Origin of the sequence: Micromonospora sp. NPDC048930 (assembly GCF_043197935.1) — a bacterium.
Classification (GTDB): domain Bacteria; phylum Actinomycetota; class Actinomycetes; order Mycobacteriales; family Micromonosporaceae; genus Micromonospora.
Genome location: NZ_JBICUB010000033.1, coordinates 1 through 22,381 on the forward strand (window position 1 = coordinate 1; position 22,381 = coordinate 22,381).

A 22,381-nucleotide genomic window follows, 5' to 3' on the forward strand; every position below is an offset into this window, starting at 1 on the left:
GACTGAAAATCGGAAGGTCGGCGGTTCGACCCCGCCCCTGGCCACATAGCCTTTCGCCGGGCTAGCAGGGAAAACGCCCCACCGGAGATCATCCGGCGGGGCGTTTCTCTTCGTGTGGGGACACGATGGGGACAGGGCGGCCTACCGAGCAGCCTTCGGCAGAGCAGCTGCAAGCCTGTCGACAGTCTCCCGAACGCCCTCGACATGGCCCGAGGTGCGCCGCTCGATCCGCTGGCCAGTGATCCCGTCGCCGATAAGCCTGATGCTGGTGATCCATAGCACGATGTCCGCCACGCAGAGGACGGCGAACCGGGTGGTCAGCGGCTCGGCTCCGGCGCGATAGGCGGCGAAGGCCAGGACGGCGATCAGCGCCAGGGCGGCGACTCCTGCGACGCAGCCGGCGATGATCATCTTGCGGTGGTGCATGGGGGTTCTCCTCGTGCCGTTGTGCTGAGCGGGGGCGGGGCGGTCGGGGGTCTTCAGCCGGCGGGCGGACGCGCGCATCGGGCCGGGTGCCCGGCGGCAGGGTCAGATCGGGGCAGGATCTGCCCGAGACGGTCAGCGACGGTCGGCAGGCCGGGTGGGGCGGCGAATTGGTTGCCGGCCTGTCCGGTGGCGGAGAGCGCGGCGAGAGTCGCGTTGCGCACGGCGATGGCGCTGTCTCGCACGCTGCCTCCCCCCGGTAGGCGTCGTTGGTCCAGTCATCCGTAACGGTTTGCTCCCCAGGAGCGCCGTCGCGGACAGGCAGTCATGATGTCGCAGAGGATCACTGGACGCGAGGGGTACAACGATTACGGGTGTGCGGAAGATGCATACAAACCCGGAGTAAATCCCGTGGCCAGAAGATCACTTAGCGCGATCTGCAAAATGCGACGCGCTACTTGCAGGCCGAAAGTTGATCGAACAGGCGTTCGAACGCCACAAGATCGTCGATCATGAGACGGTCAGATCCACCCGATCAGCCGGATACGGCCCCCGCTCCCGACCACCGACGATGACCACCATGACGGGCACACCCTCCGGGATGCCCAAGTCGGCCCGCTCCTCCGGCGTCGGCATCCGCGACCGCACGACCGACCCTCGCGGCACTGCCACCCGCTTGCGCTCGATCGGCTCCCGCACGCGTAGTCCGATACCCCGCTCCAGGTCGATCAGGCCCTCGGCGCGGAGGCTACGCACCGCCTGCTCAACGGTCGCCTTCCCGACACCGTGCTCGTGGCCGATCCGCTGCTGCGGTGGCAGCAGCGAGCCCGGCGCCCACTCCCCGGACTCAATCCGGGCACGCATCAGCGCGGCGAGCTGCTTCCACGCGGGCACGTCGGAGCGGGGATCAACCACACGCCGGACGCTATGAACGGGTGGAGTACCCGCCGGGTGGACAGGTGGACCGGTGGACCCGTTCACTCACTCCGGCGGGTTGGCGGCCACGAAGCTCCCCCGCCCCTGGTGCACCTCGATCCAGCCCCGCTCGTCGAGGATCCGCAGCGCCAGCCGGATCGGCGTCGCGGACGCCTCGTACTGCTCGCACAGCTCGGCGATGGACGGGAGCTTGTCGCCCGGCCGTAGCTGGCCGGACCGGATCGACGCGGTCACGTCGTCGATCACCTGCTCGTACACGGGTCGTCGGGGCACGGCGGGGCCACCTCTCGTCAGCCCCTCGATCGTGACACCCAACGTTGCACTCTGTGCATGCTGTGTTGACTCTGCATGCTCTGCACTCTAAGTTGCCAGATAAGGGAGGCCACCTTCGTCAGCACCGAGGACCTCCCCGCCGGGCGGGGGACTGGCGGTCCCCCCGGACTTCACTCCCCCGCCCGGCCTCACCTCCACCGCGAGGAGGCCACCGATGCTCAGGCGTTTCTGGCGCCGCCGTCGACCCGACCAACAGGTCGACCAGACCGGCCCCGCCACCGTCTACCCCCACCACGGCGGCGCGTACCTGTCCGAACGGGCCGCCCGCCCAGACTGGAACGGGCCCACCCTGATCCCCACGGTGTCGCCGCTGGTGACGCCTGGGCAGATGAAGCGAGGAGGCGGCCAGCGATGACGCCTCGGCAGATGCTGCCCGGCCTGATCGTTGCCGGCCTCGTCCTGCCCCTCATGGCCGCTCGGATCGTCGGGCGGCTGTCGTGACCGCCATGCAAGATGATCTCGGACAGCGCGGGGACGTGGCCGTCGCTTCGCTCATCGCCGAGGTGCACAACGCGGACCGGTGCCGGGACTGCGCCGCCGGCCGCTGCGAGACCGGAACCGCGGCGCGTCAGGTTCTCGCCGAGTACCAGGCCCGCCGCCGAACACCACCCCCGCAGATCCCCGGCCCACAGCGGCCGATCAAATAGCGAGGAGCGAGATGAGCGAGCTCAACTGGAAGACCCTGCGCTGCGACAACAGCGGGCCGAACTGCCCGGAGATCGCGACCGATGGCGACATGGTGTACCTGCGCAGCAGCGAGCGCCCCGACGGCGTAGCGGTGCTCACCGCGGGCGAGTGGGACACCCTCCGGGAGAAGATCCGCGACGGCGAGGTCTGACCCGCACGACGAAGACGCCCCCGGCCGCGCTGGCCGGGGGCGTCTCTGCGTCTGGGCTACTGGCCGGCCTGGCGGCGACGCTGGACGAAGTTCCACACCCGGCGGCCCACCCGCAGCCTCCGGCCGGCGCCCTTACAGCGGCGGCACGGCCGCCAGTGCTTCCCCGCCGGGGACATCTTCTTGCCGTTGCCCTCACACTTCAGGCACTTCCCCCAGGGGAAGACGGCGCACTCAACGTAGTAGCCGGCGGCCAGGAGCACCGCGGCGGCGATAGCGGTCAACGCGAGGGTCACAGCAGCCTCCAGGGCCAGAATCCGAGCTTGTGAGGGTGGGGCGGCTATCGGCTATCCCGGCTATCTCCGCAGGTCAGAGCCGATAGCCGCCCGGCTATCGGCCGATAGCCCCGATAGCCGGATCGGCGGCTTCGAGCACGGCGGTGACCGCTTCGAGGCGGACGCCCGGACGGGTGTGCCCCTTGCCTTCGATCTTGCGGTGGAGCTTCACCACCTCCACCCCGGCGGCCCGCAGCGCAGCACCCAGAGCGGTCGGGTCCAGGTCGCCGTACACGTCTGGCCGCAGGCCCTGCAGCAGCTGGAGCAGATCGATCAGCCAGACCCCGGACTGGCCGGCTGGCCACACCTGGCGAACATCCTCGGCAAGGTTGTACGCCCGCACGCGTTCCGCGGTCGGGGCGGTCATCCCGGCGCGCAGCTCGACCGCCCGGCCGACGATCGCCTTGACCGCGTCGTTGTCGAGGTAGGCGGCCCGCACCGGCTGGACGAGACCGGTCACGCAGCCCCAGCCTGCGTCACGGCCCGGCCGGAACGCGGTGGGTCGGGCGCCACGCGAGTACGCGCCGGTGCCCAGGATCAGGTCCGTCTCGATGTGGCTGGTCACCGCCAGGGCCACGCGGTTCACGACGTTTGAGCTGATCGCCTTCGGGATGGACTCCTTGTCGATGCGCTGCGTCGACAGGATCAGGTGGATACCCAGGGAGCGGCCCCGCTTGATGATGCTGGTCAGCATCGCGGCCGCGACCTTCCCCAGCTCCTTGTGGGTGATGAGCTCCTGAACCTCGTCGAAGATGGCCACGAGCGGGCGCAGCCGAGGGTCCGCCTCGGCGATCCGCCGGTTGAGCTTGTTGTCCTTGCCGTAGCCGCGGGCCACCCAGCCGCGGATCAGCGGGCCCCGGGTCTCGCACTCCTGGAGCAGGTACTCCAGGATCTCGATGGTGCGGTGCAGCGACCGCTCATCGGCGCCGGACACGTACATGCCCTCGGGACACAGCGGCTCGAAGGCGTCCAGGTCGCCGGAGCCCTTCAACTCGCTGATGAGGAACACGACGAGGGGGTCCAGGGCGGCGCCGGCGGCCACGGTGCGGGCGGCGAGGGTCTTCCCGGAGCCGGGCACTCCACCGAACAGGCTGTTCCGTTCGGCCAGCACCCACGAGACGGGGCGCATCCGCACGTCGAAGCCGTACGGCAGCTCCCCGAAGAAGTCGGCCTCGCCTCCGGCGAGCAGCGGCCAGGCGGGCTGTCGCATCGCGGACACGGGCTTGTCGGCCACCCAGATCGACAGCACGCCGGGGTGCTCGCCGTCGACGGGGTCCGGCCACACCTGGTCGAGCGGCAGTCGGAAGCCGGCCGCCAGGTACTCCCGCTTATCGATCACGTCCGTGGCGATGACACCCGAGGGCAGGGAGACCACGGCGGTGTGGCCGGGACCGTCTCGGTAGATCTCCCGATTGAAGGCCACCTGGCTGCCGTCCTTGATCCCGGCGCCACACGCCACGAGGGCCTCGCGGGTGAGTTCGGCGGTGAGGCGAATGAACCGACCTCCCAGCGTGACCCGGTCGACGATGGGCTTGTCCGCCGGCCGGCCGAGCCACCCGGCCAGCAGGAACAGCGCCGCCACGAGCGCCCACTTGCCGCCGGGGGCGAAGCGGGCGAACACGGCGCCCGAGACGGCGACGGCGAAGCCGAGGGTGAGCACGAGCGGCCATCGCCACGAGGACTGCCGCTGGCGGCGCGCGTCGAGCTGGAGCCACACGTTGGGGTCGTTGCTGTTGGCGGCCTGCTGGCGCAGGTGCCAGTTGCCCTCCTCGGCGGCCGCCCAGTGGCCGATACGCCAGGCGGTACGGACCACTCCGCGGGGGGCGTAGACGGCGATGCGGCCGAGGTACAGCGGCAGCCGTACGAGGTGGAAGCCGGCGGCGTGCACGGCGAGACGGCCGGTGTCGACGACCAGGGCGCGGCGGCCGGCAGCGGACCGCAGCGAGGCGGGGACGATGGGCCGGACGTGCCGGCTGGTGGTGATGTCGGCGAACGTGGTCTTGTGAGGCTGGTCGACGGGGCCGCCCTCGCGGGTGGCTTCGATGGCGACGGTCTCGGCGTCGTCCAGGTGGGTCAGGTCCGTCATCGGGCGGGATCCTCTCGCACGAGGTGGGCAAGTGCGGCGCCCATGCCGAGCACCAGGACCGGCAGTACCGACACGGCGGTGGTGATCCACCACGGCGCACCGGTCGGCGGGGCGACAAGCAGGTGGTAGGCGATCTGGCCAAGCGACCCGATCGCCAGCGACCCGATGGCCGAGTACTTGGCGAACCGGCGGGCCCGGTCCGGCACCCGCCCGGATAGCCACACGTAGAGGGCGTACGCGCCGTACGTCTCCACCCCGATCGGCAGGGTGATCGCGGTGTTCAGGCTCACTCCGTCGGCGATACCGGGTAGCGGGTGCACCACCCCGAATCCGGTGAGTCCGCCGAGTCCGACCCACCCGGACCAGATGGCCACGAACGCGGGCAGGGCGAGCAGCACCACCGGCCAGGCAACCGCCCGGCGGCCCGTGGCGGCCGTGGCCGGCGTACCCGGGTGACCGGGTGCCGTGACCTCGGCGGACCGCTCCACGGCCGTCACAGCCGGCGTGGGCGCGGCGACCGGGGTGGGTTCGGGTGCGAGGGGGGCGGGCAGCGGGTTCGGGCCGATCGGCTCGGCGTGCAGCCACGGGTCCTCTGCCGGCTCGGTGGAGGCCGGGGCGGGTGGCTGGAGCAGCAGCGTCCGTAGCTCGTCGGCCTTCGGAGCACCGATGCGGTACTCGCGCATCAGCCGGTTCCGCGACGGAACCTCGCCGAGCTCGTCGACGAGCTTGCGGGCTGCCGGCAGGAGCGCGTCTACCGGCTGCGGGTACTTCGTGCCGTTGATCGTGGGTGCGGTCATCAGGGTCCTCCGTCAGTGGTGGCGGCAGCCGGGGCCGTGCATGGTCACGCAGACCACGCGCTGCCGGGCGGGGGAGAGCAGGGCGGCCAGGGCGAGCAGCAGCAGCCCGCCGCCGATGTACGGCAGCGCCCGGATCGCGGCGTTGACCAGCTGCACGAGCGCGTACACGCCCACGCCCGCGACGGCGACACCGCCGGCGGCGGCCGCGGCGATCGGCCAGCGGCGCCGGCGAGCCGGTGCGGCGGTCCGGGTTCCCTCAAGGAAACGGACGTCGACCCAGATCCGGCCGTCGGTGGCCTGGCGGGGCTCGGTCATGGCGAGGAGGCGGCCGCTGGAGCGCAGTCTCCGGACCGTCGCGGCAACGTGCTCGGGAGTGCCGGTGACGCGCCGTTCCAGAGTCCGGCGGGGCGCGGGGAGGTGGGGTCGAGTCTGGCGCATGCTGATCAGTTTGAAGCAATAGAAGCGATAGAAGCAACCGAGACGCGCGCCCGCAGTGACCCGGCAGCGGCGAACGTGCGATCATCTCGGCGTGGCGGATGAGTGGATGAGCCCCAACGAGGCAGCGCAACTCCTGGGTGTCTCCCGGGCGACCGTGCTCCGGTCCCTCTCCGACCCCGACCGCCGACTGAAGGAGTGGGGCGAGCCCGGCACCGGCTGGAGGCACAAGCCCCTCAGCTCACGTGGCGACTACCAGCTGCGTCGCAGCGCCGTCGAGGCCAAAGCCACCGGCGCCTGACCCCAGACACGCGAAAGCGGCCCCGCCCTCCCGAAGGAGAGCGGGGCCGTTTGCTGTCTTGGTCGGCGCTGCCCGGGGATCCATCCAGGCGTGCGCCGCAGCGCCGATCCTACCGGGGAGGCCGCATGCTCCCGTCACTGCCAAGCACCCGCACCCGCTGACCCGGCAGCGCGTACACCGGCTGACCGGTCGTCAAGCCCAGGGACAGCAGCAGCCGGCCGACGAGGCGGGCCGCCTCCGCCAGGCGGCCGGTACCGGCTCGGCGCTCCAACCAGCGGCCAGCCTCGTAGACGGCGTAGCCGAGGACCACGCCGAGTGCTGCGGCGACCTGCTGCTCGGTGACGGTGACGCCGAGGGTGGTGTGCGCCCAGGCGGCGACCGGCGCGCCGACGTCGAGCAGCTGCGCGGCGAGGTAGCCGAGCAGCATGGGCCAGAGGGTGCGGATGCGAGCAGACCACTTGTCGGGCATGGTAGGGGCCTCCTGGGTACGGTCGGGGGATGGCGAATGTGCCTGGGCTGCCTCGATGGCAGCGGATCGTGTTGGCCGAGCTGTCCGGCGTGGCCGGCCGCTACGGCATCGGCACCGACCGGGACAAGCCCCGCGAGGAGGCCATCGCCGCGGTGCGGGCGGTGACCACCGAACCGGAGCTGCTCGGCATCGAGGCCGGCACCGCGATGGCGGACCCGCGTGGCCTGGGCGGGCCGACCGTGGAGCTGCTCCGCGCGGCCGGCGCGGACATGGAGGTGGCCGTCGAACACGCGGCGCTGGTGCGGGAACGGCAGGAGCGGATCGGTATCCGCTACGACCTGGAGTAGCGGCCCCGGTCAGCGAGTGGTGGCAGGCCCACCAGACGCGGCGGCCTGCCCGTGGGCGATCAGCGATTTCAGGTCGGTCACCTCAGCGACGCGGGCCGCCAGCTCGGCCTCCTTCGCGGCGAGCTGCGCGCGGAGCTGGGTAGCCTCACCACGCGCCCGGTCCCGCTCGCCGCGTACCGTCGCCAGCTCGGCGAGCAGCTCCCGCTCCCGCGCCTCCTGAGCGTCCAGCCGCCGGCGCAAGCTGTCCACCTCGGTGCGGAGCCGGTCCACGTCGGCGAGGGCGTCCGCGAGCTCCTTGTCCATGCGGGTCATCAGCCGCTCGGCGATGTTGGTCTCCAGGTCGGCGAGGGTGGCGCGGCGCTGCCTGCGGCCCAGCCACAAGCCGGTCAGGGTGCCGGCCAGGGCGGACCCGGCAGTGATGGTGGTGCCGATGACCGCCGGGTCCCAGCCCACCTCAGCCGGCCTGTGAGGTGGTGCCGGCGTTGAGCCGGGCGAGCAGCTCGTCGACGACCTGCTTCGCCATCTCTGGCGGCACCGCGGCGGCGAACGCCTCGGGCGTGAGGCCCGCGGCCTTGAGCGCCTCCCCGAGCAGCTGCGGGGACAGTCCGGCGAGGACCCCGGCGATGATGGCCGGCTCGTCCGTCCAGTCCTTTCCGGCCAGGCTGGCGACGCCGGCGGCGACGCCGTCGAGCCGGGCCAGGAGGTAGTCCAACTTCGCGACGAGGCTGTTGCTGCTCGGGAGCGCGCCGGCCCCGTCGGGATCGACCCGGCGGCCCATGCTCGACCCGCCGTTGAACAGGCCGACGTACACCTGGTGGATCTCGTTCTCCGCCTGCTCGCTCATGTCGTCGGACCCTCCTCGGATGCGGGCGACCGGGTCGTACCCGGCGCCGATGGTGCTGGACTCGTAGCCGGTCAGCCCGGACAGGTGGATGTGCCCGCGGTCGCTCGACGAGCGGCGGGCGTAGTTCGGCTGCCACGACTCGTGCCAGCAGTCCCCGCCGTTGTTCCGCTCCGGCTCCCAGTTCATGTACTTCAGCCACCGGATCCCCGGCACGCCCGCCTTGCGGTCGGCCAGGAGCCGGGCACCGAGCAGCTGCAGCGACGGCAGCCCCGAGCCGGCCGGCGGCGGCATGATGTCGATCGCGTACCCCACCCCGTAGACCGAGTCACCCGGGTAACTGGTCTCCGAGTACGGGGTGTGATCCTCGGGCGGCTCGTGCGTCAGGTGCGACTCGTTACCGATGTCGTAGACGGTGTACCCGTACCGGCGGAGCAGGTCCCGCAGGTTGGCGGCCGGGGTCATCAGCCGGAACGGGCGGCCCCGGGAGATCCAGCGCTGGTAGTCGGTGTACGACATCAGGCCGCCACCTCTCGTACGCCCATGTCCAGCTCCGAAATCGCGTTGTGGGTGTTGATCACGCCCGGGCCGGTCGCCACCTTCCAGCGGGCCTGAACGGTGTACGTGCCGGCGGCCAACCCGGACGCCACGTACGCCCAACCAGAGAACGGCACGTAGATGTTTGCCGAGGTGAAGTACTGGTAGGCCACGTCGTAGTCGACCCCGTTGATTCGCACCCCGAGACGCAGCCCCGTCGACGCGGCGCTGCTGAAGGCTTCGAACCGCATCGTGACGTACAGCTTCGACGACGTCGCCCACTTCTTGACCGGGAACGACGTAGCCGACAGCCCCGGCAGGTCCACGTACGTAGCCGACGACATCGTGCCGGTCGTGGCGAACACCTTGGTGCCGTTCTCGCCGAAGTTAAGCCGGGCTGGCGTCAATCGAGCGCCGGACTGGATCAGCTCCACAGGGCTCCTCCTACAGGGGCGAAATCGCTGGTTGCCACACATCCACCGGGGTGCCTGCTGCCCAGGACCGCGTGACGCCGTTGAGCGCCCGTCCGCCCGGCACGACCGTCGCTGTCTGACTGAGCCCGGTGCCCGTGATGCTCGCGAGCCGGACGAGCTCACCACCGACGAGGATGTCCATCGGGAAGTCGCTCGCGTCGGTGGTCCACCGGCCGTTCGCCGCCGTCGACGTGATCGGGATCGCGGTGTCGGTCGCGGAGATCCCCGCAGTCAGCGTCGTCCCGTCAGCGGCCGCCCGCTGTTCCCCGTCCGCTGTCGCCACCTGCCACGGGGCCGCCGGCACGACGTTGAGGGTGGCCTTCCACGAGCGGCGTCCGCGGTACGTTTCCGTCGCGCCCACCACCAGCTGGTCGACGGTGCCGGGCACGTTCTGGGCGGGCGGGTTGATGACCTGGACCCGGGAGCCGGGCCGGCAGCCGCACCACGCGGCGGCCAGCTCAGGATGCGTAGCCAGGTTGATGGACAAGGCTGGGTAGCGGGGCTCCTGGACGGTGGTCAGGTGCAGCCGCCACCACGCCTGATCCGTCAGTCCGGTGTCATCGGCCAGGTTGAGCGTCACCGACGCCTCGATCTCGCCTTGGAGGTCGACCGACTGATCGTCGGCGGCCACCGCCGACGCCCCTTCATCCCGCTCGATCGTCCACACGTTGCGCAACTGCTGGTCGTCGTCAACCGGCTCGAAGGGAGTGCTGAGCTGCCCGGCGTCGCCGTTGATGGTCAGGGCCACCGGGGCGTTGTAGCGCGCAGCGCGAGGCAGATAGCCAAGGCCGAAACCCGACTCGTACAGCAAGCCCACGTCGGCGCTCTCGACCTGCTGGTAGAGCTCCAGCGGCGTGCCGGGCTTCTGCGAGCCCATCCGGGTCACGGCGTCCGCGTCGACCGCAGGGATCGCAGCCAGAGGCACCTTGTCCTCGGCGGCGAGCCGGGCCAGTCGGTTGGTGGCCGCCTCGCCACGGTACGACAGGTAGGCCGGGTAAACGCCGCCGCCGTAGGAGTCGACCACGACGACGTTGCCGTACGAGAAATCCGCCTGGTCCCAGACGGCCAGGTGGCCGAACGGCATCGGCTGGGTGGCGGTGGCACCGGTCGGGTTGACCGTGACCGATGTGACGCCGGTCAGGGTGGCGGTCACCGACGCGCCGACCGCGGCTAGGTCGTCGAGCCGGTACGTGATGTTGACCAGGCTCCCGGATTGCACGGCGCTGACCGCCCAGGTGCGGAATCCACCCAGCACGCCGTTGCGATCGACCAGCACGGTGGCCGCGCCGGCCGCGTTGTATCCGATCACCTGGGTGTGCAGCGCGGCTTTTTGCGCCACCAGCTGCCAGCGCTCGTACGTGCCGCCGGGCGTGGTCCACTCCATCAGCACGATGTCGCCGGATGCGACGTCGACGTCGAACCACCCGAAGACGTGCACGGTCCACGCGGACTGGGTGGCGGCCGCCGCGTCGGCGCTCAGGGTTGCGCTGAGGCTGGCGCCGAGGGACACGTCCACGAGGGTGGATGTGCCGTAGCGGAAGCCGTTGGCGTTGTAGTCGCCGGACGACTGGATATCCACGGTGCCGGTGATGAGGAGGGGGTTGCCGCCGGGGAGGCCGGCGCTGGCCTGTTGGGCGGTGGCTCCGTCCTCGGCGGGCCAGTAGGCGACCGGGTTGGTGGCGGCGATGGTGCGGCGCATCGGTGACCGGGCGGGCGGCTTCCCACGAGCGAGCCGGCCCAGCACCCCCCACGCCTCGATCTTTGCGAGAGCCATCCGGGACGATGCCCCGGGCCAGGTCAACGGCCACTGCCGCACGAACCCGGAGAACCGGTTCCGCCAGCCGACCCCATCCCCGAGGTCAATGTCGAGGCTGATCGGGGTCCACTTACGGACGTTCGGCCAGTACGGCGACCGGGGGTCCATCGCCGTGAACCGGCCGTCCGTGTTCTTCAGCGTCAGAGCTAGCGTGGACCTCTCGGCCTGCTCCGCGCCCGACGACCGTCCCCAGGAGATTTGCACGTCGTCGTCGACGTGCCACCAACTGGTCACGTCCGTCCACACCCACGTGGCCGGGTCGGCGGCGATGGAGGCACCGAATGCGATCCGAATCCGCACCTTCAAGCTGTCCCCGGTCGCGTACGACACCCCCTCGCCCCTCTCTTAGTAGTTGCTGCCGATGACCTGCTGGACGTTGCCGCCTCGGCCGGCGACCTGGTCCCGAAGCACCAGAACCAGGTCCCCGCCGCGGACCCGGAACTCGCCAGTCAGCCGCATCTCAGCGTGCCCACCGCCCCCGGCAGGGAGCGGCTGGACGGTGGCACCGCGGCCGAGGTGCACCAGCTCCGGCCCCGCCTCGCCAACGATGGCCATGCCGGAGTTCAGGATGTTGCCGCCCTTGGCCAGCATCGGGAGATTCGGTGTCGAAAGCGTCGCCCCACCCCAGACCTGGCCGAGCCCGGGCACCGAGATGCCGGGGATACGGAAGCTGAGGTCATTCCATTTCCGGATGATCCAGTTGACGGCGCTCTTAAAGGCGTTCTTGATGCCGTCCCACATTCCGCTCGCGGCCTTACCGATCCGCTTTGGAAGCCCGGATACGAACTTGACCACCGCATCGAATTTGTCGGTGATCCAGCCCCACGCCGACTTCACACCGTCGACGATGCCGCCCCACAACTTCACAAAGAACCGGCCGACACCGGTCCAGAAGCCGGAGAAGGTCTTCCACCACAGCTTCGCGGCGGCGACGATGAAATCCCACACCGCGAGCGCGGACTCCTTGATGACTTCCCACGTCTTCTTCCAGAAATTGCGGAAGCCTTCGAATTTCAGCCACAGCCCGACGATGATCAGAATTAGGCCGATAACGGCGAGGACGATCAGCCCGATGGGGTTGAGCATCATCACGATGTTCAGGGCCGTCTGCAAGGCGATCCACACCTTGTAGACGCCGAGGACGACGCCGATGACCACGGCGAGGACACCGAGACCGGTCGCCAGCGGGCCGACGATGGACTTGTGCTTGTCCAGCCAGCCGCCGACCTTCTCCAGGGTCGGTAGTGCCTCGGACAGCTTCTCGACCAGGGCTTGCTGAGCCTTGCGCTTGAAGGCCTCCAGCTTTTGGGCGCCGCTGTTCTCCAGGGCGTCCCCGGCCTTCTTCGTCGCGTCCTTGAGGTCACCGAGGCCAGCGACGGCGGTCGTTGGGTCGATCGCGTAGAGGGCGTCACCGAGGTCCTCGGCCTTGGCGCCGAAGAGAGCGACGGCGGCGGCACGCTGCTCGACCGGGTCCTTCATCTCCTTCAGTCGGGACAGCACGAGCGACATGGCCTTGTCCGCCTCGGGGCCGCCCTTGGCGAAGGTTGCCGTCATCTCCTTGGCGTTGAGGCCGATCGACTTGAAGGCCGCGGCGCTCGTGGCGGACCCATCCTGCGACCGGATGGCGAACTCCTTGATGGCATCCGCGACCGTGTCCAGGTCCCGCGCACCGGCCCGGGAAGCCTGGGCCAGCATGCCCATCGCCTTGGGGCCGGAAATGCCGACCTCGCGGAACTGGGTGGAGTACTCGGTGATGGTGTCGAGGAGGTCGTCGGCCTGGTCGCCGGTCACCTGCATGGTCTTGGTGATGATGTCGAACGCCTCGCTGGCGTTCTTGGCCAGCCCGGTCCGCACCATCTGCCCGGCCGCGCGGGCGGCCTGGGTGACGTCGAGGCCGAAGACCTGCGCCAACGTCTGCGCCTTGACGGTCAGGTCCTCGATGATGGCCGCGTCGGCGTTCTTCGGCAGGAGGCCGGCCTGCATCACGGACCGGGCGGCGAGCATCGCGTCGGTGGCGGACTCGCCGAAGCCGCGGCCGTAGACGGCACCTGCGGCCTTGCCGAGCCGATCGGCGAGCGCCGGGTCACCGACCTGCGCGGACAGCTTCGCCCGCGCGGCCTCCAGGTCCATGCCCTGGAGCAGGCCGGCTCCGATGCCGGCGGCCATCGCGGCGCCCATGACGGGGGCGTACTCCTTGGCCTTCTGGCCGGCCTGCCGCATCTTGTCCTGGGCGGCCTTGATGCCGCGGGCAAGGTGGGTGTCGTCGGCCTTCAGGTAGGCGACCAACTCGCCGAGCTTCAACGCCATGCCTACCCTCCCTTGACAGCGCGTAGTAAGGTCCCGCCCGCAGTCCGCAACCACGTGGGGAGAGTTGATGAGCGTTCTTGAAGCCCGAGGTCAGAACGGCACCGTGACGTTCGATGGGACCTTCGTGACGATCACCCGGACGGGCATGGCCCGGCTCACCATCGGCAAGGGCGACAAGCGGATCCCCGTCGCCACGATCACCGCAGTGCAGTGGAAGCCCCCGGGCTCGCTGGTCAACGGGTTCATCCAGTTCACGATCCCCGGCGGCAACGAGCAGCGCTCCCGTGCCGGCTCCCAGACGTTCAACGCCGCGCAGGATGAGAACTCGGTGCTGTTCACCGGGAAGCAGCGGCCGGCCTTCGAGCAGCTGCGCCACGCGGTGGAGCAGGCCATCGCCCAGCGGTACGCCGCGCCCCAGCAGTACGCCCCGGCGCCGGCCCAGTCGTCGGTGGCGGACGAGCTGACCAAGCTCGGCCAGCTCGTCCAGCAGGGCCTGCTCTCCCGTGAGGAGTTTGAGGCGCAGAAGGCGCGCCTGCTCGGCCGCTGACCTACCCGGGAACGTCCGGTACGGACGGGGTCTCCGGCTCCGGGGCGAGCGCCCGGTACAGCCGGGTGTCGGCGCAGAGCAGGCCGCTGATGCGTATCTCCAGCCACCGCCAGGACCGGTCCCTCATCAGGGGCCGGTCCTCGACGTCGATGCCGTACACGTCATGCAGGTCGGCTTCGATGAGCCGCCAGTGGGTCAGGATCTCCGTCCACGAGAGCCCCTCGCCCGTCCGCGACCGGAGGACCTCGTCGGGGACGTCGTACCACTCGTAGAGGCCTGTGGCTTCGTCGTACCGGCCGCGCCCGTACTGGTCCGCCCAGCTCTCCTGTCGGCCCGGTTCGGCACCGGGCCCCATGCTTCCGGGCGGCCACCGGAGGTCCAGTACCGTTCGGCGGCTTCCTCACCTGCGATGATCCAGATGTAGCCGGTCTGGCCGCTGAACTGGATGTACGGGTCCTCGACCTTGTCGTCAACCATCTGCTGGTAGACGGGGCCGAGGACCCTCTCCTCCAGCGACAGGTCGCCGGGCAGGTCTGGCAGCGCCTCGATCCGGGCGACCGCAGCTTGCATCTCCGCCTCGGTCGACGCGCCGTGGATGTCGCCGGTGATCTGCGCGATGCGACGGCACCAGAGCCCGAGCTCCGCCGACGCCAGGGGCACGGTGTACTCCTTGCCCTTGACGGTGAGCGTGAGCCCGGGGCTCCAGTACTCGTCGAGGTCGCCGAGCTTTGCGCCCATTAGGCGTACGTGTAGTCGTCGGCGGCGGTGTTCGGCGAGGTGCCGCCCGGGGTGGTGACGGTGACGTCCTTCGCCCCTGCGGTGGCCGCCGGGGCGGTCGCCACGATGAGCGTGTCGTTGACGACCGTGTAGTTCGTGGCGTTGGTCGCCCCGAACTTGACCGCGCTGGCCCCGGTGAACTTCGAGCCGTAGACCTGGACGAGGTTGCCGCCGGCGGTGCTGCCGCCGGCCGGGCTGAGGCCGGTCACAGCCGGGACCGTGGTGGCGTTCGGGTTGGTGATCGCCGCCAGCGGCCCCTGACCCTGGATGACCAGCGAGATCATGTCCAGTGCGCCCGGGTTGCCGCCGTCCGGCGGGAACGCCTTGACGTACGCCCTGCCTTCCTTGCTGTTGCCGTCGTCCAGGCCGTCCTTGTCGTACCAGCGGACGCCGAACTCGCCGGCCTGGGCGCCGTTGAGCTTCGCGGCTTCGAACTTGGTCCGCAGGAAGCGGTGGACGGTGTCGAGGGCGGTGCCGGCGGCGTTCTTGCTGTGGAAGAGCTTGATCTCCAGCCGCCAGTTGTAGCCGGTGACCTGCTCCCGGGCCGCGCCGTTGTCCTCGTACGCCTCGTCGCCCTCGGTGCGCAGCTCCTCGATGAGCTTGACCTCGGCCTTGCCCATCAGCTCCTGGTACTGGCTGGCGGGGTAGACGCCGGTGTCGATGTCGACGCGGTACCGCCGGGCGAGGGCGGTCACGCGGGTGGTGGGAGTCGTCGCCATGACGCCTCGCTCTCTGCTCAGTCGGTGCGGTGCGCGGTCGGGCGCATCGTGTCGATGTAGTAGTTCTCGCTGCGTTCCCACCGGCTGTTGTTGTCCTGGCCGAGGGACGTGTAGGACTGCCGCCACACCTGCTTGACCGGGATGCCACCCCAGGTCACCCCGGTCAGTGAGTCGAGCTCGTCGAAGATGGCGTCGGCGAGGTCGTCGCAGTCCTGCGGGCTGCCGGGGATGCCACGGACGCGGATCTGCACACCGGTCAGGTGGTCCGCCATGCCCTGCAGCTCGGTGCCGACCGGGTAGGCGGCGAGGGTGATGATCCGGTTCGGGCTCGGCGGGACTGCCCGGATGAAGATGCCGGTTTGGTCGTCGGTGTAGAGGCCGGCCGCATTCCAGTCGCCGACGCTGGCGGCGGCGAGGTGTTCGGCGAGGCCGGTGAGGAGTCTGCTGGTCCAGCCGTCACCGGTCGCCATGGTCAGCCTCCCAGGGGCTTGCCGGCCGCCTTCGCGATCAGGGCCAGCATCGTGTCTCTCTCGGTCGACATGGGCTCCTCCAGGTACTTGGCCTGGCGGCCCTCGTCATGGCGCAGGGTCAGGTCCTCGTGCTGCTTGACCGCGTAACTTCGGTCAAACGACACCGCGACCACGCCGGTGGCCCGGTCGGAGGTGACCTCGCCAGAGCGCTCCAGGTCACCTTCCTCGTGCGGGGCGAGCCCGGACGACACCTGGAGCAGGTGCTCACCAGCCAGCAGCGTGCCGTCGAAGCTGGCGTCGGCCAGCTCGGCGAGCACTCGATCGCCGTCCCACTCCAGTACGAACCCGTCATCAGCCACGACTCACTCCAGGGACAGCTCAAGGTGCGAGGGAAGGCCAAGTCCGTGGTCCTCGTTGCGGGCGACGGCCAGGACCCGGGCTGCCGGGCGGCCGGGGATGGTGATCCGGGATCCGGCTGGCACGGTGGCCAGTGGCCCGTACACCGTGGTGGATGACACCTGCTCGGCGCCAGCGGCGTCCTGGGTTTGGACGCGGACGAGGCGGCGGGTGTCCTCGACGACGCACGGGGCCAGGTCGGCCGGCGGCCCGTAGACGGGCTGGCCGTAGCCGCTGGTGCCCTGGTAGGGCTCCAGCTGCACGGTCACCGGTTCCGGGATGCACTCGGCGATGAACTCAGCCCAGTCCATAGCGCGGCTCCTGCGGGCCCTGACCGGTCAGGCCGGCTTGCTGGAGGATCTGCCACGCCTGGGGCCACAGCGGGCCGATCTTCTCCGCCTGCTTCGAGGAGCCGCCCGACCCTCCACCGCGCTGAACGGTGATCTTGCCGATCCCGAAACCGCTGATCGGCTGGGCCGCACCGGTGCCCGTCCTGTCCCCGGCGTCGAGCATGCCAGCCACCTGCTCGCATGTCGCGTCCCGCAGGGCGGCGACCACGTCCGGGTCGGTCGTGTCGTACACCGCGGTGAGGAGGGCCCGGTCGACGTCCCGGCTGGCCCGGGTGAGGAGCAGCGTGGCGTTGACGCCGGCCGGCACGACGACCGGGTAGGCGGTCAGCTGCTCGACGGTCGCGTACGCCACGCTGCCCCTCCCCTCACTCCGGCTTCGGGCCGAGGAACTTCTCCGCGAGCTGGTCGCGGGTCAGTGCCTCGGCGTCGGCCTCGGTCATGCCGTTCTCGACGGCGTGCTTGAGCCAGTCGGCCTTGGACGCGGATCGGGACGGCGTCTTGCCGCCCTCCTCCGCCTGGGGCGCCTCCTCGGCCTCGACCTTGTAGCCGGCGCCCTGGAAGTAGGCCAGCGCCGAGGGCGTCAGCTCGCCGGTGTAGCTGCCCTTGACCAGGTGCACGCCGGCGACCTCGCCGGTGAACTCCTTCACGGGTGCCTGGACGGTGTACCTCATGTCGCTCCTCACTGGACCTTGATGTTGCGCAGCACCGCGGCGCTCTTCGTGGCCTTGAGCGCGACGCCGACCGGGCCGAGCTCCACCTCGCCCGTCTTGACCGCCCCCGAGGTGGTGAAGTCCGGCAGCCAGGTCTTGACCATCTCGCCGTCGGTCGTGGTCACCCCGTGGAAGCCGTCCAGGGCGATCCGCACCGCGTAGAGGTCGGTCAGGCCGGTGATGTTGCCGCCGGCGCCGGCCCCGTCGGTGTCTCGGGTGACGATCGGGATGATCGGGTTGGTGCTGCCGGCCTGGTCGCCCGGGTCGGCGAACACGACACCGCCGTACGACTCGCGGATGACCGGCCGGCCGTTCGGGCCCATGAGCCCGTCGATCGGGTCGCGGGTGTACATGCCGGTGCGCCGGACGATCGCCCGGATCTTCGCCAGCAGCTTCTTGTTGCCCATGAGCAGCGTCGGCGTACCGTCGAGCAGGCTGAGGAATTCGTCGAGCACGTCCAGCGCCTTGAACTTGACCGACGTGTCCGTGTCGAGATCCGTCCAGTTCAGGTAACCGGTGGCCACGCCGTTGTTGAGCGGCAGGTACTCGGTCGTCGAGCCGGTGAGCGCCTTGTTGAGGCCGTCGAATCCGTTGGCGTCCACGGCGACGTCGCCGTTGATGACCATGTCCTGGAACTTGGTCCGGGTCGCCTTGATCTTCTGCGACAGGTTCAGCGCGACAGCGCCCGACGCCGCTGAGCCGAGCCGGGCAAGGACCCGGTCCACGGAGAACGAGCCACCCATGACGGCGAGGGTGGTGCTGTACTTCTGGGTGGTCACCTCGCTCGCCACGTACTCGCTGTTGTAGGCGCGGGTCGCGGCGGTGGGCTGCGAGACGAGCCGGCGGTAGCCGTAGTCCAGCGTCGCGCCGCCCCCGGACGGGTTGACCGCGTCGTCGAAGATCATCGAGTCGAGGATCACCGATTCCTTGCGGAACTCATCGATGACCGTGGCGTCGAAGTCGTCGTTGGTGTTGTTCTTCGCCTCGGCGAGCGAGGTTGCCATGTGCTCCCCCTGGTGGGATTACCCGCCGAGCTTCTTGGCGACGGCGGAGGTGAGGTCTCGGGATCGGCTGCGGCTGCCACCGCTGCCGGAGTGGTCGGCGCCCTGCTTGCCGGCCCCGGCCGACGTGCCGGTGGCGGCAAGTCGCGGGTTGGCCTTGACGGCCTTCTTCATCGCGTCGACGACCTGGTCGGCGAAGTCCGCGGCGTCCGGGTCGAGGTCCTTCGCGGTGTTCATGAAGGACGTGCTGTCGAGGATGGCGTCCGGGTCGGCGCCGGCCTTGCCTGCGCGCTTGTAGACGGCCAGCTCGATCTGGGCGTTGCGGGCCCTCGTCTCGGCGGCTTCGGTCTTCGCCGTCGCTTCCTTGAGCTGCTCGGCGGGGTCTTTGGTGCCGTCGGGCTTGAGGCCGGCCGCGGCGAGGATCGCCGCGACCTGGTCCTTGGCGGCCTTGGCGTCGCCCTTGGCCTTCTTCTCGGCCTCGCGGGCTGCCGCGATCGCACGCTTGGCCCGGTCGGCGTCGAACTCGCCGTCGATGTTCGGGCCGTCCTTGCTTCCGGTGCCGTCGCCCTGGCCGTCCTTGTCGGCCTGGCCGTCGCCGCCGGTGTCGGTGTTGCCGGTGCCGTCTCCGCTGCCGGATCCGGCACCATCGCCGCCGCTACCTCCTTCTCCGCTGCCGCCGGCGGCCAGCCGGATGGGCCGGCCGTCCTTCCGGTAGCCGATGATCTGCCCGGCGAGGGCGCTGAGGGTGCGGTGTCGGGTGTGCTGCATCGATCTGCCTCCTTGAGGCTGTCGGTGGGGTGGTGCTGGCCCCGGGCCTTGCCGGGGTGGTCTGGTCAGCGGGGCAGGTTGCCGGCGCCGATGGCCTCGCGGTAGGGCAGCCGCTTCAGCTCGGGATTGGCTGCGAGGTGATCCCGCATCGTGGCCTGCCACTGGCGGACCTTCGCCGCGGCAGTCGCCTTGGCGCTGTCGTCGAGCGCGCCGGCCTCGCGTTCCTTCCACCGGCGGATCTGTCGCTCGATGGCGCGCTGCCTGTCCTTGGCCTCGTAGCCCTTCGGGTTGGCCAGCTGCCCGGCCGGTCGCTTGGTCGCGCCGGGCAGGTATGCGCGCAGGGAATGCGTGCAGTTCGGGTGCTGCAGGCCGTCCGCGCGGGCTTCGTCGACCGTGCCGGCGATGTCCACGGTGACCGTGCCGGAGCCGACCATGCTGTCCAGCTCGACCCGGCCACGCTGGCGGCCGGAGGTGGAGAGCACCTTGCCTTCCCACGGGCGGCACTTCGGGCACTCACGGGGGCTGTTGGAGACGATGACCAGGTCCAGGCCGAGGGTCTGGAGCCGGTCGGTCTGCCCTTGGACGGCGGCTCGCTGTGTGACGGTTCGGACGGCCATCTCCACGTAGCTGGACAGCCGCCACACCCGGCCCCGGGAGTCGGTGAAGCTGGACACGCCCTGGTCAATGAACCGCTGGTAGGCGAACTGCGACGCCTGCCGGCGGGTCATCCCGCCCGCCACGCTCACCGCGGTCGCCTGCTGCACGACCGTCCGGTACACGTCGAGGACGTGGCGGAGCACGTTGGAGTGCCGCTCGCCGACGTCCTGCACGAGGGCGGCGGCCAAGTTTTCGATGACCCCGGCCCGGGTGACCTCCTGGGCGACGATGCCCGCAGCCCGGACCGCATCCGGGTCGCGGGGCAGCAGCTGCGCGGGCAGCCCGGTGGTTGCCGCGGCCTGCCCGGACCGGTACGCCCGGGCCAGGGCCTCCCGGATCTGGTCCGCCCCGTCGGCCTCCACCACGGCGAGGATCCGCTCGACGGTGCGCCGCAGGGTGGAGAGCGCGCCGAGGCGGGTGACCGCCCAGTCGGGGGCGTCCATACCGGCAGCCAGCTTGCGAGTGACCTCGCGGAGGATGGCCTGCTCCGCCGTCCGGTACAGGTCGACGGTGCTGCGAGCGATGGCCTCGATCTGGTCGCCGGTGAGGGCCATCCGCTACTCCTCGACCGGGGGCTCCTGGTCGCCCGGGCCGTCGCCGCTCGTGTCCGGCGGCGGGTTGTTACCGGCGAGTGCGCCGAGGCTGCCGCCGACCTCTACGACCGGCGGGGCGTCGCCCTTGATCCGGTTGACCTCCTCGCGGACCTGGTCGTCGTCCCAGTCCGGGTGCACCATGCGAACCTTGGTCTCCACGCTGACGGCCTCGGCGGCCGCGAGCAGCTGCACGGTGCGCGCCACCGTCTCCGGCGACTCACTGACGGAGTCCCCGAATTCGACGTTCGGCAGCTCCTCGTCCGGCCCGGAGAAGTGGACCCGCTCCATGGCCATGTGCAGCTCGACGTACCGGGCCAGCGCGGGTGACCAGGTCGTGATCCGGTCGCCGCGGCTGACGAAGGTTTGCCGCTCGCGGGCTTGGGCCTCGGTGGCGGTCATGGCCACATCGCCCTCGTCGCCCATGGTCTGGGCTGAGAGGCCGGCGTGCCGCATCGCCACCTGCATCAGCTCGTCGATGGTGGCCTTGTGCTCGACGTGCCGGATCGCGAATTGGGTGACGGTCAGCTTCTCGCCGTTCGGGTTGGGCAGGCCACCAACCGCCGAGTACACCTCACGGTCGGCGTCCCACACCGCGCCCTGCCCCGGCCCGTTGCTCTGGAGCATGTAGTCCGGCACGGTGATCCGGCCCCGGGCGAGGCGGATGTCCCGCATCCAGTTCGTCCAGGTCTCGTCGATCCGGTCGAAGATCGGCTCGTTGCCGTCCATGTCGCTGCGGCCGTGATACTTCAGCGCGGCCAGCTTCCGCCAGGCGCGCTGCGGGCCGGCGTTCGGTATCCGGACCACGTCGAGGCGGTCAAGCTTGGTCGCCTGGGCACCGGTCTCGTCGACCAGGTCGGCGAGGTACGCGGTCGCCTCCAGCTCGGCCAGCGGAATCGGCCGGCCCAGCTCACCCTCGGTGCCCTGATGCAGCGCGTAGGTGATACGGCCTGCGCCCTTCACCACGTCGTGGTGCTCGAGCAGCCGCAGCACAGTGCCGGACGACTCGTGCACGACGGACCAGAACGTCACCTCGGTGAGGACGCCCCAGCGGATGACGGGGATCGCCGCGTCGGCCGGCACCGCGTCGACGATCGCCCGGTCCGAGGCGACCTCCTTGTCGATGACCGGGCGGAGGTACACGTCGCCGAGCACGGAGTCGACCTCGGCGGCGTGCCGGAGGGTGGTGTGCAGGCCGGCTTCGACGAGCCGGTTGACCGCCTCCTGAGCCTTGGCGTCGTCGCAGGTGAGGGCGGGTGGCTCGGCAAACAGCAGACCGGCAGAGGTGGCCGCCAGGTCCGCGGGGACCGGCACATGCAGCCGGCCGTCCCGCTGGTCCCGGCGGGGCGGGGTGCCCCACATCCAGCGGGAGAGCAGCCCGATGACGCCGCCGGCGAGTTGGCTCGGCCGGACTCGGGGGCCGGCGACGCCTCGTTCCCGGTAGACGTCGATGAGGGTGGCGGGGTCGCCGACGTACCAGGCGTCCCAGTCACGGTAGGAGTGGTAGGCGGGGGCGTGTGCGGGGGGCGGCCAGGCGCCGCCGGTCGGGATCGGCACCGGGCCTCCCTCCAGTCGTCAGGTGAAGCTGGCCAGCGTGAGCGGGTTGACCGCGCAGGCGTCGTCCGGGAGCCGTTCGGCCTCGGTGACCCATGAGGCGTTGCCGTCGACGGTCACCAGCGCTCCGGTGGGCCACATCGCGGGGGTCGGGTCCTGGCCGGCCGGTACGGCGATGCGTGCCAGGTCGTACTCGGCGATGGCCTCACCGCACCACCCGCACCGCTGCCGGATGTACCGGTCGCTGATCGTGATCGGCAGTCCGGCGATGTGCGTGACGGCCATCAGGCGCGCGGCGGCCAGGTCCACCGACCGGCCTCGCCGGGCTCGCCCTCGCACCGCGAGGTCGCCCAGTAGGTGTCGTCGCCGTCGAGCAGCACCTGGAGGTTGGCGGCCGTCGTCGACGGGTCGAAGACGCGGACGACCATCGCCGGGTAGGTGTCGCCGGGGCTGACCGGGTTGCGGGCGAAGACGCCGGCCGGGTTGCTGGCGGCTCGCCGGCTGCTGATCAGCGAGGCGTCCTGCTCGGTGAGGGTGTAGTGGACGATGCGGCCGATGGTCGGCTTCACGA

Annotated in this window: 33 protein-coding genes; 5 read left to right on the forward strand and 28 right to left on the reverse strand. The window is 70.5% G+C overall.

Going from position 1 to position 22,381, the window contains the following annotated elements; genetic code table 11:
- Positions 1 to 141 precede the first annotated feature (141 nt).
- The 4 genes from ACGFI9_RS37100 to ACGFI9_RS37115 all read right to left on the reverse strand — a co-directional run bounded on the left by ACGFI9_RS37100 (position 142) and on the right by ACGFI9_RS37115 (position 1,632).
- Positions 142 to 426, reverse strand: coding sequence for a hypothetical protein (locus tag ACGFI9_RS37100; RefSeq protein ID WP_393185755.1), 285 nt, complete (start codon positions 424 to 426; stop codon positions 142 to 144).
- Between the two features lie 53 nt (positions 427 to 479).
- On the reverse strand, positions 480 to 668 hold the full coding sequence (locus tag ACGFI9_RS37105; RefSeq protein WP_393185757.1) for a hypothetical protein: 189 nt from the start codon (positions 666 to 668) through the stop codon (positions 480 to 482).
- 265 nt (positions 669 to 933) lie between these two features.
- On the reverse strand, positions 934 to 1,338 hold the full coding sequence (locus ACGFI9_RS37110) for a GntR family transcriptional regulator (protein WP_393185759.1): 405 nt from the start codon (positions 1,336 to 1,338) through the stop codon (positions 934 to 936).
- 66 nt (positions 1,339 to 1,404) lie between these two features.
- Positions 1,405 to 1,632, reverse strand: a complete 228-nt coding sequence (locus ACGFI9_RS37115) for a winged helix-turn-helix domain-containing protein (RefSeq protein ID WP_393185761.1) — start codon at positions 1,630 to 1,632, stop codon at positions 1,405 to 1,407.
- A 214-nt stretch (positions 1,633 to 1,846) separates the two neighbouring features.
- Here ACGFI9_RS37115 and ACGFI9_RS37120 point away from each other — a divergent pair, with 214 nt between their 5' ends.
- Both ACGFI9_RS37120 and ACGFI9_RS37125 read left to right on the forward strand, forming a co-directional pair.
- The gene (locus ACGFI9_RS37120) at positions 1,847 to 2,047 is read left to right on the forward strand and encodes a hypothetical protein (protein WP_393185763.1); all 201 of its coding nucleotides are present in this window, start codon (positions 1,847 to 1,849) and stop codon (positions 2,045 to 2,047) included.
- Between the two features lie 303 nt (positions 2,048 to 2,350).
- Positions 2,351 to 2,530, forward strand: coding sequence for a DUF397 domain-containing protein (locus ACGFI9_RS37125; RefSeq protein ID WP_393185765.1), 180 nt, complete (start codon positions 2,351 to 2,353; stop codon positions 2,528 to 2,530).
- Positions 2,531 to 2,586: 56 nt separating this feature from the next.
- Here the strand turns inward: ACGFI9_RS37125 and ACGFI9_RS37130 are convergent, their stop codons facing one another.
- From ACGFI9_RS37130 to ACGFI9_RS37145, 4 genes are all read right to left on the reverse strand, one after another.
- Positions 2,587 to 2,823, reverse strand: coding sequence for a hypothetical protein (locus tag ACGFI9_RS37130; RefSeq protein WP_393185766.1), 237 nt, complete (start codon positions 2,821 to 2,823; stop codon positions 2,587 to 2,589).
- A 94-nt stretch (positions 2,824 to 2,917) separates the two neighbouring features.
- Complete coding sequence (locus ACGFI9_RS37135; RefSeq protein WP_393185768.1) at positions 2,918 to 4,948, reverse strand: AAA family ATPase; 2,031 nt, start codon at positions 4,946 to 4,948, stop codon at positions 2,918 to 2,920.
- Entirely contained in the window at positions 4,945 to 5,745 is an 801-nt protein-coding gene (locus ACGFI9_RS37140; RefSeq protein WP_393185770.1) for an ABC transporter permease, read from the reverse strand. Before ACGFI9_RS37140 ends, ACGFI9_RS37135 begins: the two co-directional genes overlap by 4 nt.
- Positions 5,746 to 5,757: 12 nt before the next feature.
- A complete protein-coding gene (locus tag ACGFI9_RS37145; RefSeq protein WP_393185772.1) occupies positions 5,758 to 6,183 on the reverse strand; it encodes a hypothetical protein in 426 nt (141 codons plus the stop codon).
- A gap of 91 nt (positions 6,184 to 6,274) precedes the next feature.
- On the opposite strand from ACGFI9_RS37145, the gene ACGFI9_RS37150 reads away from it, so the two are divergent.
- Positions 6,275 to 6,481, forward strand: coding sequence for a hypothetical protein (locus ACGFI9_RS37150; RefSeq protein WP_393185774.1), 207 nt, complete (start codon positions 6,275 to 6,277; stop codon positions 6,479 to 6,481).
- 109 nt (positions 6,482 to 6,590) lie between these two features.
- Here the strand turns inward: ACGFI9_RS37150 and ACGFI9_RS37155 are convergent, their stop codons facing one another.
- Positions 6,591 to 6,950, reverse strand: a complete 360-nt coding sequence (locus ACGFI9_RS37155; protein WP_393185776.1) for a hypothetical protein — start codon at positions 6,948 to 6,950, stop codon at positions 6,591 to 6,593.
- 29 nt (positions 6,951 to 6,979) lie between these two features.
- Between ACGFI9_RS37155 and ACGFI9_RS37160 the strand changes: the two genes are divergently transcribed.
- Positions 6,980 to 7,297: a hypothetical protein gene (locus ACGFI9_RS37160; protein WP_393185778.1), complete on the forward strand. Its 318-nt coding sequence runs from the start codon at positions 6,980 to 6,982 to the stop codon at positions 7,295 to 7,297.
- 9 nt (positions 7,298 to 7,306) lie between these two features.
- On the opposite strand, the gene ACGFI9_RS37165 is transcribed toward ACGFI9_RS37160, so the two are convergent.
- The 5 genes from ACGFI9_RS37165 to ACGFI9_RS37185 are packed head-to-tail and all read right to left on the reverse strand — an operon-like array spanning position 7,307 to position 13,271.
- Positions 7,307 to 7,750, reverse strand: coding sequence for a hypothetical protein (locus ACGFI9_RS37165; protein WP_393185780.1), 444 nt, complete (start codon positions 7,748 to 7,750; stop codon positions 7,307 to 7,309).
- Between the two features lies 1 nt (position 7,751).
- The gene (locus ACGFI9_RS37170; RefSeq protein WP_393185782.1) at positions 7,752 to 8,657 is read right to left on the reverse strand and encodes a hypothetical protein; all 906 of its coding nucleotides are present in this window, start codon (positions 8,655 to 8,657) and stop codon (positions 7,752 to 7,754) included.
- On the reverse strand, positions 8,657 to 9,109 hold the full coding sequence (locus ACGFI9_RS37175; RefSeq protein ID WP_393185784.1) for a hypothetical protein: 453 nt from the start codon (positions 9,107 to 9,109) through the stop codon (positions 8,657 to 8,659). Before ACGFI9_RS37175 ends, ACGFI9_RS37170 begins: the two co-directional genes overlap by 1 nt.
- A gap of 10 nt (positions 9,110 to 9,119) precedes the next feature.
- Positions 9,120 to 11,294, reverse strand: a complete 2,175-nt coding sequence (locus ACGFI9_RS37180) for a hypothetical protein (RefSeq protein ID WP_393185785.1) — start codon at positions 11,292 to 11,294, stop codon at positions 9,120 to 9,122.
- A 15-nt stretch (positions 11,295 to 11,309) separates the two neighbouring features.
- Complete coding sequence (locus ACGFI9_RS37185; RefSeq protein WP_393185787.1) at positions 11,310 to 13,271, reverse strand: phage tail tape measure protein; 1,962 nt, start codon at positions 13,269 to 13,271, stop codon at positions 11,310 to 11,312.
- A gap of 67 nt (positions 13,272 to 13,338) precedes the next feature.
- Here ACGFI9_RS37185 and ACGFI9_RS37190 point away from each other — a divergent pair, with 67 nt between their 5' ends.
- On the forward strand, positions 13,339 to 13,818 hold the full coding sequence (locus tag ACGFI9_RS37190) for a DUF4429 domain-containing protein (RefSeq protein WP_393185789.1): 480 nt from the start codon (positions 13,339 to 13,341) through the stop codon (positions 13,816 to 13,818).
- Position 13,819: 1 nt separating this feature from the next.
- Here the strand turns inward: ACGFI9_RS37190 and ACGFI9_RS37195 are convergent, their stop codons facing one another.
- The 14 genes from ACGFI9_RS37195 to ACGFI9_RS37260 form a co-directional block, all read right to left on the reverse strand.
- Positions 13,820 to 14,020, reverse strand: coding sequence for a hypothetical protein (locus tag ACGFI9_RS37195; RefSeq protein ID WP_393185879.1), 201 nt, complete (start codon positions 14,018 to 14,020; stop codon positions 13,820 to 13,822).
- A complete protein-coding gene (locus tag ACGFI9_RS37200) occupies positions 14,014 to 14,556 on the reverse strand; it encodes a hypothetical protein (RefSeq protein WP_393185791.1) in 543 nt (180 codons plus the stop codon). Before ACGFI9_RS37200 ends, ACGFI9_RS37195 begins: the two co-directional genes overlap by 7 nt.
- Positions 14,556 to 15,314 carry a phage tail tube protein gene (locus ACGFI9_RS37205; protein ID WP_393185793.1) on the reverse strand — a complete coding sequence of 253 codons (759 nt, stop codon included), beginning with the start codon at positions 15,312 to 15,314 and terminating at the stop codon, positions 14,556 to 14,558. Before ACGFI9_RS37205 ends, ACGFI9_RS37200 begins: the two co-directional genes overlap by 1 nt.
- A 17-nt stretch (positions 15,315 to 15,331) precedes the next feature.
- On the reverse strand, positions 15,332 to 15,784 hold the full coding sequence (locus tag ACGFI9_RS37210; protein WP_393185795.1) for a minor capsid protein: 453 nt from the start codon (positions 15,782 to 15,784) through the stop codon (positions 15,332 to 15,334).
- Positions 15,785 to 15,786: 2 nt separating this feature from the next.
- Positions 15,787 to 16,143: a hypothetical protein gene (locus tag ACGFI9_RS37215; RefSeq protein WP_393185796.1), complete on the reverse strand. Its 357-nt coding sequence runs from the start codon at positions 16,141 to 16,143 to the stop codon at positions 15,787 to 15,789.
- A gap of 3 nt (positions 16,144 to 16,146) precedes the next feature.
- Positions 16,147 to 16,491, reverse strand: a complete 345-nt coding sequence (locus ACGFI9_RS37220; RefSeq protein WP_393185798.1) for a hypothetical protein — start codon at positions 16,489 to 16,491, stop codon at positions 16,147 to 16,149.
- Positions 16,478 to 16,882: a hypothetical protein gene (locus tag ACGFI9_RS37225; protein ID WP_393185800.1), complete on the reverse strand. Its 405-nt coding sequence runs from the start codon at positions 16,880 to 16,882 to the stop codon at positions 16,478 to 16,480. The genes ACGFI9_RS37220 and ACGFI9_RS37225 overlap by 14 nt, the downstream gene beginning before the upstream one ends.
- Positions 16,883 to 16,895: 13 nt before the next feature.
- Entirely contained in the window at positions 16,896 to 17,201 is a 306-nt protein-coding gene (locus ACGFI9_RS37230; protein WP_393185802.1) for a hypothetical protein, read from the reverse strand.
- A gap of 8 nt (positions 17,202 to 17,209) precedes the next feature.
- Positions 17,210 to 18,244 carry a major capsid protein gene (locus ACGFI9_RS37235; protein ID WP_393185804.1) on the reverse strand — a complete coding sequence of 345 codons (1,035 nt, stop codon included), beginning with the start codon at positions 18,242 to 18,244 and terminating at the stop codon, positions 17,210 to 17,212.
- An 18-nt stretch (positions 18,245 to 18,262) separates the two neighbouring features.
- Positions 18,263 to 19,009, reverse strand: coding sequence for a hypothetical protein (locus ACGFI9_RS37240; protein WP_393185806.1), 747 nt, complete (start codon positions 19,007 to 19,009; stop codon positions 18,263 to 18,265).
- A gap of 65 nt (positions 19,010 to 19,074) precedes the next feature.
- Positions 19,075 to 20,220: a phage minor capsid protein gene (locus tag ACGFI9_RS37245; RefSeq protein WP_393185808.1), complete on the reverse strand. Its 1,146-nt coding sequence runs from the start codon at positions 20,218 to 20,220 to the stop codon at positions 19,075 to 19,077.
- 3 nt (positions 20,221 to 20,223) lie between these two features.
- Positions 20,224 to 21,813 carry a phage capsid protein gene (locus ACGFI9_RS37250; RefSeq protein ID WP_393185810.1) on the reverse strand — a complete coding sequence of 530 codons (1,590 nt, stop codon included), beginning with the start codon at positions 21,811 to 21,813 and terminating at the stop codon, positions 20,224 to 20,226.
- An 18-nt stretch (positions 21,814 to 21,831) separates the two neighbouring features.
- The gene (locus ACGFI9_RS37255; RefSeq protein ID WP_393185812.1) at positions 21,832 to 22,119 is read right to left on the reverse strand and encodes a hypothetical protein; all 288 of its coding nucleotides are present in this window, start codon (positions 22,117 to 22,119) and stop codon (positions 21,832 to 21,834) included.
- Positions 22,095 to 22,379 (reverse strand): hypothetical protein, encoded by a 285-nt coding sequence (locus ACGFI9_RS37260; protein ID WP_393185814.1) that lies wholly within the window; start codon positions 22,377 to 22,379, stop codon positions 22,095 to 22,097. Before ACGFI9_RS37260 ends, ACGFI9_RS37255 begins: the two co-directional genes overlap by 25 nt.
- Positions 22,380 to 22,381: the final 2 nt, after the last annotated feature.

Excerpts from the sequence above, each read along its gene's own strand:
- ACGFI9_RS37170 (WP_393185782.1), bottom strand. The coding sequence starts at position 8,657 with ATGTCGTACACCGACTACCAGCGCTGGATCTCCCGGGGCCGCCCGTTC.
- ACGFI9_RS37185 (WP_393185787.1), bottom strand. The coding sequence starts at position 13,271 with ATGGCGTTGAAGCTCGGCGAGTTGGTCGCCTACCTGAAGGCCGACGAC.
- ACGFI9_RS37240 (WP_393185806.1), bottom strand. The coding sequence starts at position 19,009 with ATGCAGCACACCCGACACCGCACCCTCAGCGCCCTCGCCGGGCAGATC.
- ACGFI9_RS37145 (WP_393185772.1), bottom strand. The coding sequence starts at position 6,183 with ATGCGCCAGACTCGACCCCACCTCCCCGCGCCCCGCCGGACTCTGGAA.
- ACGFI9_RS37230 (WP_393185802.1), bottom strand. The coding sequence starts at position 17,201 with ATGAGGTACACCGTCCAGGCACCCGTGAAGGAGTTCACCGGCGAGGTC.
- ACGFI9_RS37135 (WP_393185768.1), bottom strand. The coding sequence starts at position 4,948 with ATGACGGACCTGACCCACCTGGACGACGCCGAGACCGTCGCCATCGAA.
- ACGFI9_RS37245 (WP_393185808.1), bottom strand. The coding sequence starts at position 20,220 with ATGGCCCTCACCGGCGACCAGATCGAGGCCATCGCTCGCAGCACCGTC.
- ACGFI9_RS37210 (WP_393185795.1), bottom strand. The coding sequence starts at position 15,784 with ATGGCGACCGGTGACGGCTGGACCAGCAGACTCCTCACCGGCCTCGCC.
- ACGFI9_RS37155 (WP_393185776.1), bottom strand. The coding sequence starts at position 6,950 with ATGCCCGACAAGTGGTCTGCTCGCATCCGCACCCTCTGGCCCATGCTG.
- ACGFI9_RS37160 (WP_393185778.1), top strand. The coding sequence starts at position 6,980 with ATGGCGAATGTGCCTGGGCTGCCTCGATGGCAGCGGATCGTGTTGGCC.
- ACGFI9_RS37125 (WP_393185765.1), top strand. The coding sequence starts at position 2,351 with ATGAGCGAGCTCAACTGGAAGACCCTGCGCTGCGACAACAGCGGGCCG.
- ACGFI9_RS37120 (WP_393185763.1), top strand. The coding sequence starts at position 1,847 with ATGCTCAGGCGTTTCTGGCGCCGCCGTCGACCCGACCAACAGGTCGAC.
- ACGFI9_RS37235 (WP_393185804.1), bottom strand. The coding sequence starts at position 18,244 with ATGGCAACCTCGCTCGCCGAGGCGAAGAACAACACCAACGACGACTTC.
- ACGFI9_RS37100 (WP_393185755.1), bottom strand. The coding sequence starts at position 426 with ATGCACCACCGCAAGATGATCATCGCCGGCTGCGTCGCAGGAGTCGCC.
- ACGFI9_RS37200 (WP_393185791.1), bottom strand. The coding sequence starts at position 14,556 with ATGGGCGCAAAGCTCGGCGACCTCGACGAGTACTGGAGCCCCGGGCTC.
- ACGFI9_RS37220 (WP_393185798.1), bottom strand. The coding sequence starts at position 16,491 with ATGGACTGGGCTGAGTTCATCGCCGAGTGCATCCCGGAACCGGTGACC.
- ACGFI9_RS37205 (WP_393185793.1), bottom strand. The coding sequence starts at position 15,314 with ATGGCGACGACTCCCACCACCCGCGTGACCGCCCTCGCCCGGCGGTAC.
- ACGFI9_RS37140 (WP_393185770.1), bottom strand. The coding sequence starts at position 5,745 with ATGACCGCACCCACGATCAACGGCACGAAGTACCCGCAGCCGGTAGAC.
- ACGFI9_RS37190 (WP_393185789.1), top strand. The coding sequence starts at position 13,339 with ATGAGCGTTCTTGAAGCCCGAGGTCAGAACGGCACCGTGACGTTCGAT.